Origin of the sequence: Vibrio sp. Isolate25 (assembly GCF_022398025.1) — a bacterium.
Lineage (GTDB): Bacteria > Pseudomonadota > Gammaproteobacteria > Enterobacterales > Vibrionaceae > Vibrio > Vibrio coralliilyticus_A.
Window position 1 is genome coordinate 401,819 of record NZ_JAKEUT010000002.1, and the last position, 16,092, is coordinate 417,910.

A 16,092-nucleotide genomic window follows, 5' to 3' on the forward strand; every position below is an offset into this window, starting at 1 on the left:
TGCTCATGGTGTAAGCTAAGATACGCGCTGGCTAAACGAATAGGTTTTATAAGCACTATGTCAATCATCTTGGGCATTGACCCAGGTTCCCGCATCACTGGATACGGCGTTATCCGCCAAACCGGGCGTCACCTTCATTATCTAGGTAGTGGCTGTATTCGAACATCAGAAAAAGAGCTGCCAGGACGGCTCAAGCAAATCTACGCCGGAGTGACCGAAATCATCACCCAATTCCAGCCGGATGTGTTTGCTATTGAGCAAGTGTTTATGGCGCGCAATGCGGACTCCGCCTTAAAGCTTGGTCAAGCCCGTGGCAGTGCGATCGTTGCTGCAGTGAATGCTGACCTTCCGGTATATGAATACGCAGCGCGCTTAATCAAACAAGCGGTGGTCGGGACTGGTGGCGCAGATAAAGAACAGGTGCAACACATGGTGCAGTCAATGCTCAAGTTACCTGCCAAGCCTCAAGCGGATGCCGCTGATGCCCTAGGCGTTGCTATCTGTCATGCGAATACCAATAAAACCTTAGTTGCTTTGGCTGGTAAAGCAACCAGTGCACGACGAGGTCGTTACCGTTGATTGTGCATAGTGATTTCAAAACTGAGACGTCCTAAACAGATCTAATAATGCAATTTGTTATGAAAATGTTGTAAATCTATAGTGGTCGGAGGTCTTATAACTCTCAATCAAGGATGATTGACAATGAACCCAGCCACTCTCTGGCGTCGTGCGTGCATGCCGAGCCAACACCATTGGACAAAATCACAACAGCGACAGGCTGACATCCTGTCTCTATTCACTTTTATTGCCTTCCTCGTTGGTCTTTATAGTTTTATTAAATGGAGTAAACACAGCCATGACAGCTTAGTGCTGACTTCTGTGTTTCTGATTGTCTTAGAGTTGATTTCTGCAGCTTGTCTGAAGTGGCTTAAACATCCCGGTTTTGCCCTCAATCTCGGCTTTGTTGGTATGACCGTCCATGCGCTCAACATCATTTACCAAAGTGGCGGAGTGGTAGAGTCAACTCAAACCTATTGGGTGCCTTTACTGGTTGTTGCTTTTTTCCTTTCAGGGACGAGGAGCATGGCGATTTGTTGGAGTGCGATTGTCATTTCGTTATCGGCTGCCATGACGTATCTTCATCTCTCTGATTTTAGCTTTCCTCAATTGATTCTATCTGAATCGGCATTGCGCATTGAAATATGGTCAGGAACCATTCTCCCGCTGGTGGTGATTTGTATTGCTCAAGCCTTTACGGCGAAACAGCGTGATCAGGCGATTGAGCTAGCAGAGTACGCAAAACAAAAAAGTGAAGCGGTAGCCGACAAAGCTACGCAAGGTGAGCGACATTTATCGAGTGTACTAGAGCAAGCAAATCAGAATTCTCATCAATTGAAAGAAGTCTCGCAAGTTTTAGAGTCTCAGTCGGAAGCTCTCGAAAGCCAGGTTAGTCAGCTCAACATCAATAGTGAATCTCAGGCCAGTGCCGCTGAACAGATGAGTCAGCAGGTGCATCAGATGACCGAGGGGCTTGAAGATTCTAGCCACTTTGTCACTGAGTTACGCGGACGAAGTGACGCTGTCCATAAACAGGCAGAGAAGAGCTCAGAACTGCTTGAAGCTTCTATCAGTGCAATAAGCCAGATCATCGACAGCCATGATCAAATCATGAAAGTCGCTGATTTGATCACTTCGGTTGCGGAACAAACCAATTTACTGGCACTGAATGCAGCGATTGAAGCCGCTCGCGCGGGTGAACAGGGCAGAGGGTTTGCTGTGGTGGCGGATCAGGTTCGTGAGTTATCAGCTAAGAGTAGTGAGTCCGCGGTGGAGATTCGTAACTTGCTTGACCGAAGCGAACAGGAAGTGCGTTACGGTCAAGAGGTGGTCCACGCTAGTGCGACGCGAATGAAAGAAGTCATCGAACAAGTGACGGGTATCTCGAAAGATGTAAACGGCTTAGCCAATATCATGACCAACCAAATGTCGGCACTCAAAGAACTGGATGAAGCGAGCAGTGAAGTGGCCAATGGTGTGGTGGAAACCAAGACCATTTCCGAGCTTGTTGCACAAAATGGTTCGCAGTTAAACGGGCAGGTCGAGACAGTGCGCACTCTCACATCCCAACTTGATCTAGTGGTCTCAAAAATCTAGATACACCGTATAAAGAACTGGATGTCTATCCAGTTCTTTATTATCCTGTCGCAAATTCATTTCTAAAGAGTATTGAGTGTGATTGGACGTTTGCGTGGCATTCTGCTTGAAAAGCAACCCCCTGAATTGTTGATTGAAGTAAACGGTATTGGCTATGAAGTTCAGATGCCGATGAGCTGTTTTTATGAATTGCCGAATGTTGGTGAGGAAGCAATCATCTACACGCATTTTGTTGTTCGCGAAGATGCTCAGCTACTCTATGGCTTTAATACTGTTAAAGAACGTGCCTTATTCCGCGAAGTGATTAAAGCTAATGGCGTCGGTCCGAAACTGGGCTTGGGTATATTGTCAGGTATGACAGCCAGCCAATTTGTTTCATGTGTTGAACGTGAAGACATTTCAACACTGGTTAAATTGCCGGGTGTTGGTAAGAAAACAGCGGAACGTCTGGTTGTTGAGATGAAAGACCGTCTCAAAGGCTGGGGTGCGGGGGATTTGTTCACTCCTCATACAGACGCAGCCCCAGTGGATTCTGTACCGCAAGCCGATCAATCTAATGCCGAAGAAGAAGCGATTAGTGCCTTACTTGCACTAGGCTACAAACCGACCCAAGCTTCTAAAGTTGTGTCTCAGGTTAAGACTTCAGAGATGAGCAGTGAAGAGCTGATCCGCGAAGCACTGAAGTCCATGGTTTAAGTGACAACTAGGAACGGTTAATGATTGAAGCGGATCGTCTAATCGCACCGGATAATGCGGTTTATAAAGAAGAAGACGTCATCGATAGAGCCATTCGTCCAAAGAAGCTGGCGGATTATCAAGGTCAAGATCATGTTCGTGATCAAATGGAGATTTTCATCAAAGCAGCCAACCTCCGGGAAGAGGCGTTGGATCATCTGCTGATTTTTGGCCCTCCAGGTTTAGGTAAGACCACGTTGGCAAACATTGTTGCCAACGAAATGGGCGTAAACATTCGCACTACATCTGGTCCTGTTCTGGAAAAAGCGGGTGACTTGGCCGCGCTTCTGACCAACCTAGAAGAAAACGATGTGCTGTTCATTGATGAGATTCACCGTTTGAGTCCGATGGTTGAAGAGGTGTTGTATCCCGCGATGGAAGACTACCAACTCGATATTATGATTGGTGAAGGTCCTGCCGCGCGCTCTATTAAAATTGACTTACCTCCATTCACTCTAATAGGAGCCACGACGCGAGCGGGCTCGTTAACTTCCCCACTTCGAGATCGCTTTGGCATCACTCAGCGCCTTGAATACTACAAAATCCCAGATCTTCAGCATATTGTTCAGCGTAGCGCTGATTGTTTGGGCTTGTCGATGGAGAGCGAAGGCGCGCTTGAAGTCGCAAGACGTGCTCGTGGTACGCCACGTATCGCCAACCGATTGTTGCGCCGTGTGCGAGATTACGCAGAAGTGAAAGGTAACGGGCATATATGTGCAGACATCGCAGACAAGGCTCTTAACATGTTGGATGTTGATGCTCAGGGCTTTGATTACATGGACCGCAAGCTACTGTTAGCCATTATGGAGAAGTTCGGTGGTGGACCGGTTGGGCTGGATAATATGGCAGCCGCCATTGGTGAAGAGAAGGATACCATTGAAGATGTCTTGGAGCCATATCTGATACAGCAAGGCTATCTACAGCGGACGCCAAGAGGGCGTATAGCTACCGATAGGGCTTATCTTCATTTCGGAATTGAAAAATAAGTTTTCAGGACCAGCTCAATATGAGCTGGTTTTTATTTTTAGTGATGAAAGTCACAATAATGGAATCTTGCTCCTGCCATTTAGGTAACTAAAGTAGACGAGTTGTTAAGCACTTGTTTTGCATAAATACCTTGTTCTCCCTCACAAATAACCACAAATTAACAAAAGCTCGTTTAAACTGTTGATGTTGATCAATGTGATGGTTTTTTAGACAAAAATGCCGCACAAAATTTGATACAAATCAAAGCGAAGTCTAAATACAAACCTTTTGAAACAGACAGTTTTTAGCAGTAGTATTAGTACTAGCTATATTAGCTGATGCTTAACAATTAACTAACCGTTACGGTACATTTTTGCAACAACATGCTGTTCTTTAGCAACATTGTTTGAGTTTGTTCAACGCTTACTTATGCCGCAGAAATGTAAAAAGTGTCTTCAGCCGACACATAGGAGTAAACATGATTGATGTAGTCGATCTGTCGCGGTTGCAGTTTGCGCTCACTGCGATGTATCACTTCCTCTTCGTACCATTGACTCTGGGTATGGCTTTCCTTCTCGCCATCATGGAATCTCTGTACGTTATGACGGATAAGCAAATCTATAAGGACATGACAAAGTTCTGGGGTAAGCTGTTCGGTATTAACTTTGTACTAGGTGTTGCCACCGGTCTGACGATGGAGTTCCAGTTTGGTACTAACTGGTCTTACTATTCTCATTACGTCGGAGACATCTTCGGGGCACCTTTGGCCATCGAAGCGTTGGTTGCCTTCTTCCTTGAGTCCACTTTTGTTGGCCTTTTCTTTTTCGGCTGGGACCGATTGACTAAACGGCAACACCTAGTTGTCACTTGGTTAGTCGCTCTAGGTTCTAACTTCTCGGCATTGTGGATTTTGGTTGCAAACGGCTGGATGCAAAACCCAGTTGGGGCAGACTTTAACTTTGAAACCATGCGAATGGAAATGGTGAGCTTTGCTGAAGTGGTTCTTAACCCTGTGGCTCAGGTGAAATTCGTACACACAGTCGCTTCGGGCTATACGACAGGCGCGATGTTTATTCTTGGCATCAGTTCTTACTACCTATTAAAAGGTCGTGACATCGCTTTCGCTCGTCGTTCATTCGCCATTGCAGCCTCTTTTGGTATGGCGGCAATCCTGTCTGTAATCGTGCTTGGTGACGAATCTGGTTATGAATTAGGTGAAGTACAGAAAGTAAAACTGGCAGCAGTAGAAGCAGAATGGCACACCGAGCCAGCACCAGCCGCTTTCACTTTGTTTGGTCTGCCAAATCAGGAAACCATGCATACTGATTATGCGATCAAGATTCCTTACGTCATGGGCATCATCGCGACTCGTTCTTTGGATGAGCAAGTAACAGGCCTACGTGATCTTCGTGATGAACACGTTGATCGTATCCGCACAGGTATGTACGCCTATGAACTGCTTGAAAAGCTTCGTGCAGGTGACAAGTCAGAAGAAAACATGGCCGCCTTTGATGAAGTAAAAGGTGACCTAGGTTACGGTCTTCTTCTGAAACGTTATACAGAAAACGTGGTTGATGCGACTGAAGATCAGATCCAAGCCGCGGCAGATGATTCTATCCCAACAGTTTGGCCACTATTCTGGTCGTTCCGAATCATGGTTGCGTGTGGCTTTATCATGCTATTCGTATTCGGTGCTGCATTCATCCAGACTTGTCGTCAGAAGATCGAGCAAAAACCATGGGTACTAAAAGCCGCGTTGCTGAGTATCCCACTGCCTTGGATTGCTATCGAAGCAGGTTGGTTTGTTGCTGAATTTGGTCGTCAGCCATGGGCTGTGGGTGAAATTCTACCTGTACATGTGGCGGCATCGGCACTCACCGCTGGAGAAATCTGGACGTCACTGTTTGCAATCTTGGCGCTATACACCGTCTTCCTGATTGCAGAAGTGTACTTGATGCTGAAATTTGCTCGCAAAGGTCCTAGCAGCCTGAAAACAGGTCGCTACCACTTTGAGCAAAACGCTGACTCTGTTGAAGACAAAGTTAGTCGTCAAGTAGACGCGTAAAGCAAGGAGAAACATATGTTTGAATACGAAATCTTGCGACTTATCTGGTGGGTTCTGATCGGTGTTCTTCTGGTAGGCTTCGCAGTGACTGATGGTTTCGATATGGGTGTTGGCGCGCTAGTACCTGTAATCGGAAAAAATGATACTGAACGCCGTGTGATGATCAACTCGATCGCACCTCACTGGGAAGGCAACCAAGTTTGGTTGGTGACAGCGGGTGGTGCTCTGTTTGCTGCATGGCCTTTAGTTTACGCAACGTCGTTCTCTGGATTCTATCTGGCGATGATTCTGACCTTGGCTGCGTTGTGGTTAAGACCTTTGGGTCTCTCTTATCGCTCAAAGATTGAAGATACTAAGTGGCGTCAAACGTGGGACATTTGTATTTCTATCAGTGGCTTCGTTCCACCAATCATCTTTGGTGTGGCGTTTGGTAATCTACTGCAAGGTGTACCGTTCCAGTTGACTGAATTTTTGATGCCAACGTATCACGGTTCATTCTTTGGTCTATTAAACCCATTCGCCTTATTATGTGGCTTAGTTAGCTTGTTTATGATCTTAATGCAGGGCGCTACTTGGCTACAGATGAAGACTACAGACGAAGTTCACGCTCGCTCGCGTAGTGTTGCACAAATCATGGGCCTACTAACGGTTGCGACTTTCGTTGCTGCTGGTTTCTGGGTTCAAAGCATCGAAGGCTATGTGATTACCAGTGCAATTGACCATAACGGCGCATCTAACCCACTTGCTAAAGAAGTGATTCGTGAAGCGGGGGCTTGGATGAACAACTTCGAGCAGTACCCATTGATGTGGATTGCTCCGGCGCTGGGTGTAGTAATGTCTCTTGTGACTGTATTGGCTTCACGTCTTGAGCGTGGTGGTATCGCATTTTTCGCTTCAAGCCTAGGTAATGCAGGTATTATTTTCACAGCGGGTCTGGCGATGTTCCCATTCATCATGCCTTCTGATTTGATGCCTAACCACAGCCTGACAATGTGGGATGCAACGTCATCTGAATTGACGCTCAACCTAATGACTGGTGTTGCCTTCATCATGGTGCCTATTATCTTGGCTTACACCATTTGGACTTACTACAAGATGTTTGGTCGTCTGGACAGCAAGTTCATTGAAGACAACAAAAACTCACTTTACTAAGGAGCTATTACTATGTGGTATTTCGCATGGATTCTAGGTGTACTACTTGCTTGTGCATTCGGCATCATCAACGCTCTTTGGTTAGAGCATTCTGAAATGATGGATAAAGATAGTGAGTAATCTGGCGGAGCAAGTAGCTAAGCTACATGCGCCAATGGATAAGGCTCTATTCAGAGCCTTATCTTTGATTCTCGGCTTTTACCATGTGGCTATGGTGATGTGGGATCCGGAGCAATATTCAGCCTCTATTGGCGGCTTTAATGCTTTAATCTCTCCGCTAATGATTTGGGCGATTTGTTCCAGCATGATCTTTGGTTTGAGCTTTAAGCCGAAAAACTGGTATTGGCAAGTATTATTCAGTCCCTATTTTTCCTTAACGATTCTAATTTATTTAACATTAATACGTGCTTTATAAGTTGAACTGACTGAAAATCATCCACTAAATAGTCACAATAGCGTCACTCATTGATAGTTGACGCTATTTTTTTGTCTAAACCTTTGAAAACCGTTATTAACCATTGCATAAACGGTAATGAGTTGCGTTATAGTAAAGCACCTCAAATGGTAGAAAGGGATTGATGTGCAAGACGAGCGTGCGGTATTTGAGCTGCCGGTAACAGTTTATTACGAAGATACTGATGTTGGTGGTGTGGTCTATCATGCCAACTACCTCAAGTATTTTGAGCGTGGTCGTTCGGAATACCTGACCAGTATTGGTGTTTCACAATCCAGCCTTTTGGAACAAAACATAGGTTTCGTAGTCCGACATATGGACATTGATTTTCTGCAAGGTGCCCGTCTTGAAGACCGTCTGACGGTTAAGACATCGGTTGCAGAGATCAAGAAAGCCACCCTTATTTTCTGTCAAGAGATCGTAAATCCTGATGCTAAAACATTGTGTAAAGCAATGGTTAAGGTAGCATGCATCGATAATAAAAAAATGAGGCCAAAAGCGATTCCTCAATCAATAGTTATGGAGTTTACTCACAGTGACCGCTGATATTTCAATGCTTGACCTGTTTTTGCAAGCAAGTCTGCTCGTAAAAATGGTGATGTTGACCTTGTTAGGTATGTCGATCGTGTCGTGGGCAATGATCATTAAGCGCAGCAAAGTGCTTTCTCAAGCGTCAAAAAGCGCAGAGACATTTGAAGATAAATTCTGGTCAGGTACAGATCTCTCTGTCCTGTATCAAAATGCGAAAAAGCGTAAAGATGAATTGGCTGGCACCGAAGAAATTTTCTATTCCGGTTTTACTGAGTTTGCTCGCCTTCGAAAATCTAACTCTGATTCGCCAGACTTTATAATGGAAGGCACTGGTCGTGCAATGCGTGTTGCTGTGGCACGCGAAGTGGACGAGTTAGAGACTAATCTGCCATTCCTTGCAACCGTAGGTTCTATCAGTCCATATATTGGTCTGTTTGGTACCGTTTGGGGCATTATGCATGCATTCATTGCTTTGGGTGAAGTTAAGCAAGCAACACTTGCTATGGTGGCACCAGGAATTGCCGAAGCGCTTATCGCGACAGCTATGGGCCTGTTTGCTGCGATCCCTGCAGTCATGGCCTATAACCGCTTGAGCAATAAAGTTGGTAAGCTGGAACATAACTACGCGACTTTTTCCGAAGAATTCCACAGTATCCTACATCGCCAAGCTATGGCTGGGCGTGACTCTTCCACTAGGGACTAATGGATATGGCTGGCTACCAACCTAAAAAACGTAAGATGACGGCAGAAATTAACGTTGTTCCTTATATCGACGTTATGCTGGTTTTGTTGATCATTTTCATGGTGACTTCCCCATTTGTAACACAGGGCGTTGATGTTGAGCTACCAAAAACCACGACAGCAAAGCCTGCCTCTGATTTAGCTGGAGATAGTGATGCCAGCTTTATCATTGTCGAAATCGATCGCGAAGGTAATTTAGGCCTGAGTGTGAACGATGAAGACGTGATAAGAGGCCTTTCTCTTCAGGATGTTATCGTACGGGTAAAAGCGGAGCTTTCGCTGAAGCCGGATTCGCCAGTCGCAGTGGGTGGCGATGCTTCAACGCCGTATGCTGAAGTCGTCTTAGTATTGGATGAATTAAGCCGCGCGGGCATCCCTAAAGTTGGTTTATTGACGGACATAAAGGAATAAGCGCTCTCTGGTTATGAAAGACACGAAACCGAAAAAAAAGAGTGATTACACTAAGCCGATAGTGATATCAGCGGTACTGCATTTGCTTTTGATTGTTGCGTTGATTTGGGGGACGGACTTTACCATGTCCAAACCTGAACCTTCCGGACAGATGGTTCAGGCAGTGGTAATAGATCCGAATTTAGTTCGTCAGCAAGCACAGCAAATACGCAGCCAGAGAGAAGCCGCAGCGAAGAAAGAGCAAGATCGCTTGGATAAGTTACGCCGTGAGAGTGAACAACTTGAGAAGAATCGCAAAGCTGAAGAAGAGCGTATTCGTAAGCTAAAAGAGCAGCAAGCGAGAGAGGCAAAAGCCGCGCGCGAGGCTGAGAGAGCGAGACAACAGAAAGAGAAAGAGCGGAAAGCAGAAGAAGCTCGTGTACGTAAAGAGCGTGAGCGTGCTGCGAAACTTGAAGCTGAACGTAAAGCGAAAGAAGAAGCCATTAAAAAAGCAGAGCAGGAACGGTTGGCTAAACAGGCTGCAATTGCTAAGGCAGAAAAAGAGCGAGTTGCTCGAGAGAAAGCGGCAAAAGAAGCGGAAGAGAAAGCTCGCCGTCAACGTGAAGCAGCCGAAAAAGCTGAAAAACAACGTATAGCTAAAGAAAAAGCAGCCAAAGAGGCCGCTGAAAAAGCGCGCAAGGAGAAGGAGCGTTTAGAACGTTTAGAGCGTGAGCGTAAAGAGCAAGAAGCGGCGTTAGATAATATTTTTTCGGGCCTTGAAAACGAAGCAGAGCAGAATAGCTCGGCTCATAACCAATTCATAAAAGATGAGATTTCTCGAATGTCATCTATTTATACTAGGACAATTCAGCAAAAGTTAATTAAGGATGACTATTTATTGGGAAAGGAATGTAAAGTAAACATAAGACTGCTTCCTACAGGGACAGACATGATGGTTGCTGGTGTGACTGTATTAGATGGAGATTCGCGAGTTTGTGGTGCTACAAAAAGTGCGATAGCACAAGTCGGTATTTTTCCGAAATCAACAGAAAATGCAGTCAACGAAAAACTGAAAAACATTAACTTAACCGTTACTTTCGACTAAAAGGATCAAAGACGTGATTAAACGCCTTTTATTAGGGATTTTGGTACTGTTTGCCAGTGTAACCAACATCGCTAATGCTGCACTAGAACTAGTTATTACTGATGGCATAGACTCTGCTCGACCAATTGCTATTGTCCCGTTTAGGTGGGAAGGCAATGCTAAGTTGCCCCAAGACTTATCTGCTATTGTCGCTTCTGATTTGACTCGCAGTGGTAAGTTTAAGCCTATAGATGTTTCCCAAATGCCTGAAACACCATACCAAGCGTCTAAAATAAACTTTGAAGACTGGACAAGCTTGGGAGTTGACTCTCTTGTAACTGGCACGATAACCCAAGACGCTGATGGTCGGTATGTCGTAAATTATCAGTTAATTGACCTTGTCAGAGGTCAATTAACTAATGGGCAAGCTAAATCTTTAAGTAATGACGGTCGACTAGTACTTTCCCAAGACCATATCCTTCTAAATAAAAAACTTACAATTGTACCAAGTCAGTTTAGAGGAGCGGGTCATCTTATAGCTGATAGGGTTTTTGAAGCGTTGACTGGGGAAAAAGGCTCATTTAGAACCAAGATTGCCTATGTTGTAGTAAAAGACGGTGACAGCCATCCATACCAATTACGTATCGCTGACTATGATGGTTATGGTGAAAAAAGTGTTTTGAAGTCAACCCAGCCATTGATGTCTCCGGCTTGGTCTCCCGATGGCAAGAGACTTGCCTATGTGACTTTCCAGAACGGTCAATCTGAAATATATATAATTGAAACACAAACAGGAAAACGTGAAAAAGTAACGTCATACCCACGTCATAATGGTGCGCCACGATTCTCTCCTGATGGCAATAAACTAGCTTTAGTGTTGTCGAAAACTGGCAGCCTGCAAGTGTATACATTGGATTTGAAAACCCGTAAGTTGACACAAATAACACGTGGTAGATCAAATAATACGGAACCATTTTGGCATCCTGACGGCAAATCCTTGATCTTTACCTCGGATCGGGGTGGTAAACCTCAGATTTATCAAGTAGATTTGGCTGGTGGTTCAACCAACCGTCTTACCTGGCAGGGGCATCAGAACCTAGGTGGGCAAATTACACCTGATGGACGATTCCTAGTAATGGTCAATCGTAGTAACTCGGGCTTCAATTTGGCGAAGCAGGATCTTGAAACGGGTGCCGTTCAAATTCTGACCAAAACTTTGCTAGATGAATCGCCGAGCATCGCACCAAATGGCGGTATGGTTATTTATAGCTCTATCTTTAATAAAACCAATGTACTTTCAATGGTTTCTATAGATGGACGCTTTAAAGCTCGATTACCGGCAACAAACGGTCGTGTCCGTGCACCAGCATGGTCTCCGTTCTTGTAGCAAGTAATAAGTATCAAAAAGTAAGGAAAATATAACAATGCAACTAAACAAAGTTCTAAAAGGGCTATTGATTGCGCTACCAGTTCTAGCTGTTACAGCGTGTAGTTCAAGCGATGATGCAGCTAACGCTTCTGGTTCTGAAACGAACCAATCAACATCTGGTTCTGCTAACGGTGTTGATACAACAGTAGTTTCACCAATCGGTGAGAACGGCCAACTTTCTGAGCAAGAGCTTAAAGAGCAGGCACTTCGTGAGTCTCAAACAATTTACTTCGCGTTTGACAACGCAACCATCGCTGGTGACTACGAAGAAATGCTAGCAGCACACGCGGCTTACCTAAGCAAAAACCCAGCGCTAAAAGTGACTATCGAAGGTCACGCAGATGAGCGCGGTACTCCTGAGTACAACATCGCTCTTGGTGAGCGTCGTGCGACGGCAGTTGCTAAGTACCTACAAGCATTAGGTGTTCAAGCGGATCAAATCTCAATCGTGAGCTACGGTGAAGAGAAGCCTCTTCTTCTAGGTCAAGCGGAAGATGTATACGCTAAGAACCGTCGTGCGGTTCTAGTATACTAATCAAGGAAAGTCCTTATGTTCAGTAACCTTAAGCGCGTAGTTACGCTTACGTTACTGGCAAGTGCAGCGAACTCTGTGTTCGCTGCACCAGCTCCAGTATCAGATATCAGTGCTAGTCACTCTGCGCCATCCTCCTCAGCCGCTCCGGCTAATGAAACCGAAGTTCAACGTCTCGAACGTTTATTAGAAAACCGTAATCGTGTTCAGTTGCAAATGCAGCAACAGCTAGATGAAATGGCACTGGAAATTAGTGACCTTCGTGGTCAGCTAGAAAAGAATAACTATGACATGCAGCAGATGCTGCAACGTCAACGTGAGCTGTTTATCGAACTTGATAAACTTCGCGGTCAAGTGAATAGTGCCCCAGTAGCGGCTACGTCTACAAGCGATGCTAATGCTAAACCAGCGGGTAAATTTAGTACCAACGCTGATGAACAAACGGCTTACCAGAACGCCGTAGACTTAATTCTTAAAAAACGAGATTACACAGGAGCGATTTCAGCGTTCCAGCAATTTCAGAAAGACTTTCCTGATTCAACATTCTCGCCGAATGCGCATTATTGGTTAGGTCAGCTTTATTTTGCTAAGAAGCAAGACCAAGATGCGGTGAAGAGCTTTGCTGCTGTGGTATCTTATAAAGATTCGAATAAGCGTGCAGATGCGTTAGTTAAACTGGGCGATATTGCTCAACGTAATAACAATGCAGCACAGGCAAAAAAATACTATCAACAAGTACTTGATGAATATCCTGATAGTGCTTCTGCGAAATTAGCCGCAGAGCGTATTAAGTAACCTAGAAAGGAGTGCATGGTCACTCCTTTTTTATTGGCTCTATAAACACTACAAGTAATTCTTGCGGAAACTGGCATCTTGATCTGAGTTAAGGTTACAATACTCGGATTACTGGAAGTTGCGTAGAGCAAGAGCAATGAGCCACATTTTAGATACAATCGAAACAGTTTACCCTTTCCCGCCAAAACCAACACCGCTGACAGACGAACAAAAGCAAGCGCACATTAAAAATATTAAAGCATTGCTTAAAGAGAAAGACGCGGTATTGATTGCCCATTACTACACGGACCCTGAGATCCAAGCACTCGCCGAAGAGACTGGTGGATTTGTTGGTGATTCACTAGAGATGGCTAAGTTTGGTAACCGCCATCCTGCGAGTACATTGATCATTGGTGGTGTGCGCTTTATGGGCGAGTCTGCGAAGATCTTGACGCCGGAAAAGCGTATCCTTATGCCAACGCTTGAAGCTGAATGTTCGTTAGATTTGGGCTGCCCTGCCGATAAGTTCACAGAGTTTTGTGATGCTCATCCAGACCATACTGTTGTGGTGTATGCCAATACTTCAGCAGCAGTAAAAGCCCGTGCTGACTGGGTGGTTACCTCAAGTATTGCTTTGGAAATCGTCGAGCACTTAGATTCTGAAGACAAACCTATTATCTGGGGGCCTGATCGTCATTTAGGTTCATACATTGCCAACCAAACTGGGGCAGACATGCTGCTGTGGCAAGGTGAATGTGTGGTTCACGATGAATTTTCTGCTGATGCATTACGTAAGATGAAAGGCTTGTATCCTGAAGCTGCTATTCTCGTACACCCTGAATCACCAGCGAGTGTTGTCGAGCTTGCCGACGCAGTTGGTTCAACCAGCCAGTTGATCAAAGCTGCGAAAGAGCTTCCTCAGCAAAAAATGATTGTTGCGACTGATAAAGGTATCTTTTTTAAGATGCAGCAACTGGTTCCGGAGAAAGAACTGATTGAAGCACCAACAGCCGGTGCCGGAGCCACTTGTCGTAGCTGTGCCCATTGTCCTTGGATGGCGATGAATGGTCTCAAAGCGATTGAGCAAGCGTTGCGAGAAGGTGGTGAACAGCATGAAATTTTTGTTGATGAAGCGCTTCGCGTTAAGTCATTAATTCCACTTAATCGTATGCTCGACTTCGCAGAGAAGCTTAACATGCAGGTTAAAGGTAACGCCTAAACGATATTGAATGTAAGCCAGCTTCGTGAAGCTGGCTTTTTTGTTTCCCCATACTTCATAGCAATCGCTTTTATTGAGTTTGGTGAAATGAGTAACTTGGGTACATATCGCTGTAAGTGACAGGATTGGCTTATCGGTCATGAGTCAGTTAGTCTTGTAAGAATATTGATAGTAATCAGTCGAGTAAGTGAAAGTATGTCAGCGTGGTTCGTCTTTAAAAAGTGGCTTCAAGTACGCTTGTTTCAATTAAGCAATCGTAACCTTATGGTATTGCTTTTAGTCTACATTGCATTGTCTTGGCTGGCCTTGGTTGCAAGTGGGGAAACCGCTCTTACAGAAGATGCTTCGACGTTTGTTTATTACCTCATGGTCACTGCGTCGACGGTGGGCTATGGCGATTATTCACCAGTGACCGAAGCGGGAAAATGGGTAGTCATTTTATTTGTTATACCGGGCGGCTTAACCTTGTTTGCTGCATTAATTGGACGGTTAGCTTCTGCTTCTGTGGATTATTGGCGGGCAGGCATATTAGGAAAACGGAGAGTTGGTGTGGAAAATCATATTCTGCTTTTGGGATGGAATGGTCAACGAACAATGCATCTTATTCGCATGCTACAGCATGAGGAAGAGGGGAAGCGCCCCATAGTTCTGTGTAGTCGCTCTGATATTGAAAACCCGCTCCCTGGAGAGATTGGTTTTGTTAAAGTGACCAGCTACACAGACGAACAAGAGATGGAAAAAGCATCGATTACACAAGCAAGTTGTATTGTAGTGGACAACTTAGAAGATGATATTACGCTGTCAGCGGCCTTGTACTCTGCTAATGTGAACCCAAAGGCACATTTACTCGCGTACTTTAAAGACGAAGCACTAAGCCGATTGTTAAATCAACATTGCCCTAATGCTGAGTGTATTCCAGCTGTTGGTGCGGAAATGCTCGCAAAAGCAGCGGTGGACCCTGGCTCTAGTGCTCTTCATCAGGAACTATTGGCTTCGACGCGTGGAATGACCCAGTATTCAACCACCTACCCGGAAGACGCAGCTGCCACGGATGTGCAGTCTATATTTGTTTACATCAAGCGTGCCTATCAGGCGACACTTATCGCCATTGATACAGGGAAAGGGATCGAGCTCAACCCTGATTTAGATACGGTCATCCCACCAAGAACTAAGTTGTTTTACATCGCAGATGAACGGATAGAGTCTTTTGAATGGGAACGATTGAAATAACTCATTGTTAAGCATAAAGGGCCCAATTGGGCCCTTTATGCTTTAATCCGCTTCTGCCAACATGGAGCCGCGCATTGCTAGGCCACATAACATGGTCGGAATTGCATTAAATATCTCTTCAAACTGCTCAAGACCTTCAATTCCCTGCTCTGCAAGTGTTGCAATTGATGTCTCTGGGTCATAAAGCATGCTTAAAGATAGCAACACTCCGCCCAGCAATGCGCTGTCTTCGCTAGCTTCGGGCATGATGGTCTCCCAATCGTCTCTGGCGAGTTGCCAACCTTGTAGAACACCTTCACAGAAGTCTCTTGCTGCTTGATTGACGATGTCTGCTTCGTCTAGAGAACATGTACTTGGCCATACCCATTGGTTGCCCAGTAAAGCAGGGCGGTATTCATTCCACATTGCGATGATCAACTCGATGTAGGTTTCCAACTGCTCACCATCAGTGAATGGTGCTACCTCTTCACCTCCCCATAGAAAAGGAAGCCACTCTTCAGGTGGCAATACATTGGGTGCCGCAGCCATAGCGGTAACGAATCCTTGTGTTTTGGGTTCGTTGATCAGTCGGTTTTCCAGCTCTGGCTGAGAAAGAATGTCTTGTAGTGTCAAAATGAATACCAAAGAGGGGTAATT

The 16,092-nt window shown here is 45.2% G+C and carries 18 protein-coding genes; 17 read left to right on the plus strand and 1 reads right to left on the minus strand.

The features are described 5' to 3' along the window. Positions 1-57 precede the first annotated feature (57 nt). From ruvC to L1D15_RS08625, 17 genes are all read left to right on the plus strand, one after another. Positions 58-579: a crossover junction endodeoxyribonuclease RuvC gene (gene ruvC, locus L1D15_RS08545; RefSeq protein ID WP_006962853.1), complete on the plus strand. Its 522-nt coding sequence runs from the start codon at positions 58-60 to the stop codon at positions 577-579. A gap of 123 nt (positions 580-702) precedes the next feature. After that, complete coding sequence (locus tag L1D15_RS08550) at positions 703-2,154, plus strand: methyl-accepting chemotaxis protein (protein WP_239875307.1); 1,452 nt, start codon at positions 703-705, stop codon at positions 2,152-2,154. 78 nt (positions 2,155-2,232) lie between these two features. After that, positions 2,233-2,850 (plus strand): Holliday junction branch migration protein RuvA, encoded by a 618-nt coding sequence (gene ruvA, locus L1D15_RS08555; protein ID WP_239836911.1) that lies wholly within the window; start codon positions 2,233-2,235, stop codon positions 2,848-2,850. A 20-nt stretch (positions 2,851-2,870) separates the two neighbouring features. After that, complete coding sequence (gene ruvB, locus L1D15_RS08560; protein ID WP_239875308.1) at positions 2,871-3,875, plus strand: Holliday junction branch migration DNA helicase RuvB; 1,005 nt, start codon at positions 2,871-2,873, stop codon at positions 3,873-3,875. A 458-nt stretch (positions 3,876-4,333) separates the two neighbouring features. Beyond that, a complete protein-coding gene (gene cydA / locus L1D15_RS08565) occupies positions 4,334-5,920 on the plus strand; it encodes a cytochrome ubiquinol oxidase subunit I (protein ID WP_239875309.1) in 1,587 nt (528 codons plus the stop codon). Between the two features lie 15 nt (positions 5,921-5,935). Further along, on the plus strand, positions 5,936-7,072 hold the full coding sequence (cydB, locus tag L1D15_RS08570) for a cytochrome d ubiquinol oxidase subunit II (protein ID WP_239867889.1): 1,137 nt from the start codon (positions 5,936-5,938) through the stop codon (positions 7,070-7,072). A 12-nt stretch (positions 7,073-7,084) separates the two neighbouring features. Then, complete coding sequence (gene cydX / locus L1D15_RS08575; protein ID WP_000270284.1) at positions 7,085-7,192, plus strand: cytochrome bd-I oxidase subunit CydX; 108 nt, start codon at positions 7,085-7,087, stop codon at positions 7,190-7,192. Continuing rightward, positions 7,185-7,487, plus strand: coding sequence for a cyd operon protein YbgE (gene ybgE, locus L1D15_RS08580; protein WP_239867892.1), 303 nt, complete (start codon positions 7,185-7,187; stop codon positions 7,485-7,487). Before cydX ends, ybgE begins: the two co-directional genes overlap by 8 nt. A gap of 165 nt (positions 7,488-7,652) precedes the next feature. Then, a complete protein-coding gene (gene ybgC, locus L1D15_RS08585; protein ID WP_239867895.1) occupies positions 7,653-8,072 on the plus strand; it encodes a tol-pal system-associated acyl-CoA thioesterase in 420 nt (139 codons plus the stop codon). Then, entirely contained in the window at positions 8,062-8,760 is a 699-nt protein-coding gene (tolQ, locus tag L1D15_RS08590; protein WP_239836766.1) for a protein TolQ, read from the plus strand. Before ybgC ends, tolQ begins: the two co-directional genes overlap by 11 nt. A 5-nt stretch (positions 8,761-8,765) precedes the next feature. After that, entirely contained in the window at positions 8,766-9,209 is a 444-nt protein-coding gene (locus L1D15_RS08595) for an ExbD/TolR family protein (RefSeq protein ID WP_239836765.1), read from the plus strand. A 13-nt stretch (positions 9,210-9,222) separates the two neighbouring features. Next, positions 9,223-10,293 (plus strand): cell envelope integrity protein TolA, encoded by a 1,071-nt coding sequence (gene tolA / locus L1D15_RS08600; RefSeq protein WP_239875310.1) that lies wholly within the window; start codon positions 9,223-9,225, stop codon positions 10,291-10,293. Positions 10,294-10,306: 13 nt separating this feature from the next. Further along, on the plus strand, positions 10,307-11,659 hold the full coding sequence (tolB, locus tag L1D15_RS08605; protein ID WP_239867900.1) for a Tol-Pal system beta propeller repeat protein TolB: 1,353 nt from the start codon (positions 10,307-10,309) through the stop codon (positions 11,657-11,659). Between the two features lie 37 nt (positions 11,660-11,696). Then, complete coding sequence (gene pal, locus L1D15_RS08610; RefSeq protein ID WP_239836762.1) at positions 11,697-12,236, plus strand: peptidoglycan-associated lipoprotein Pal; 540 nt, start codon at positions 11,697-11,699, stop codon at positions 12,234-12,236. Between the two features lie 15 nt (positions 12,237-12,251). Next, a complete protein-coding gene (gene ybgF / locus L1D15_RS08615) occupies positions 12,252-13,028 on the plus strand; it encodes a tol-pal system protein YbgF (protein ID WP_239867904.1) in 777 nt (258 codons plus the stop codon). A gap of 136 nt (positions 13,029-13,164) precedes the next feature. Further along, positions 13,165-14,226, plus strand: coding sequence for a quinolinate synthase NadA (gene nadA / locus L1D15_RS08620; protein WP_239836760.1), 1,062 nt, complete (start codon positions 13,165-13,167; stop codon positions 14,224-14,226). A 195-nt stretch (positions 14,227-14,421) separates the two neighbouring features. After that, the gene (locus L1D15_RS08625) at positions 14,422-15,456 is read left to right on the plus strand and encodes a potassium channel family protein (RefSeq protein ID WP_239867907.1); all 1,035 of its coding nucleotides are present in this window, start codon (positions 14,422-14,424) and stop codon (positions 15,454-15,456) included. Positions 15,457-15,498: 42 nt separating this feature from the next. On the opposite strand, the gene L1D15_RS08630 is transcribed toward L1D15_RS08625, so the two are convergent. Beyond that, a complete protein-coding gene (locus L1D15_RS08630; RefSeq protein ID WP_239875311.1) occupies positions 15,499-16,068 on the minus strand; it encodes a UPF0149 family protein in 570 nt (189 codons plus the stop codon). Positions 16,069-16,092: the final 24 nt, after the last annotated feature.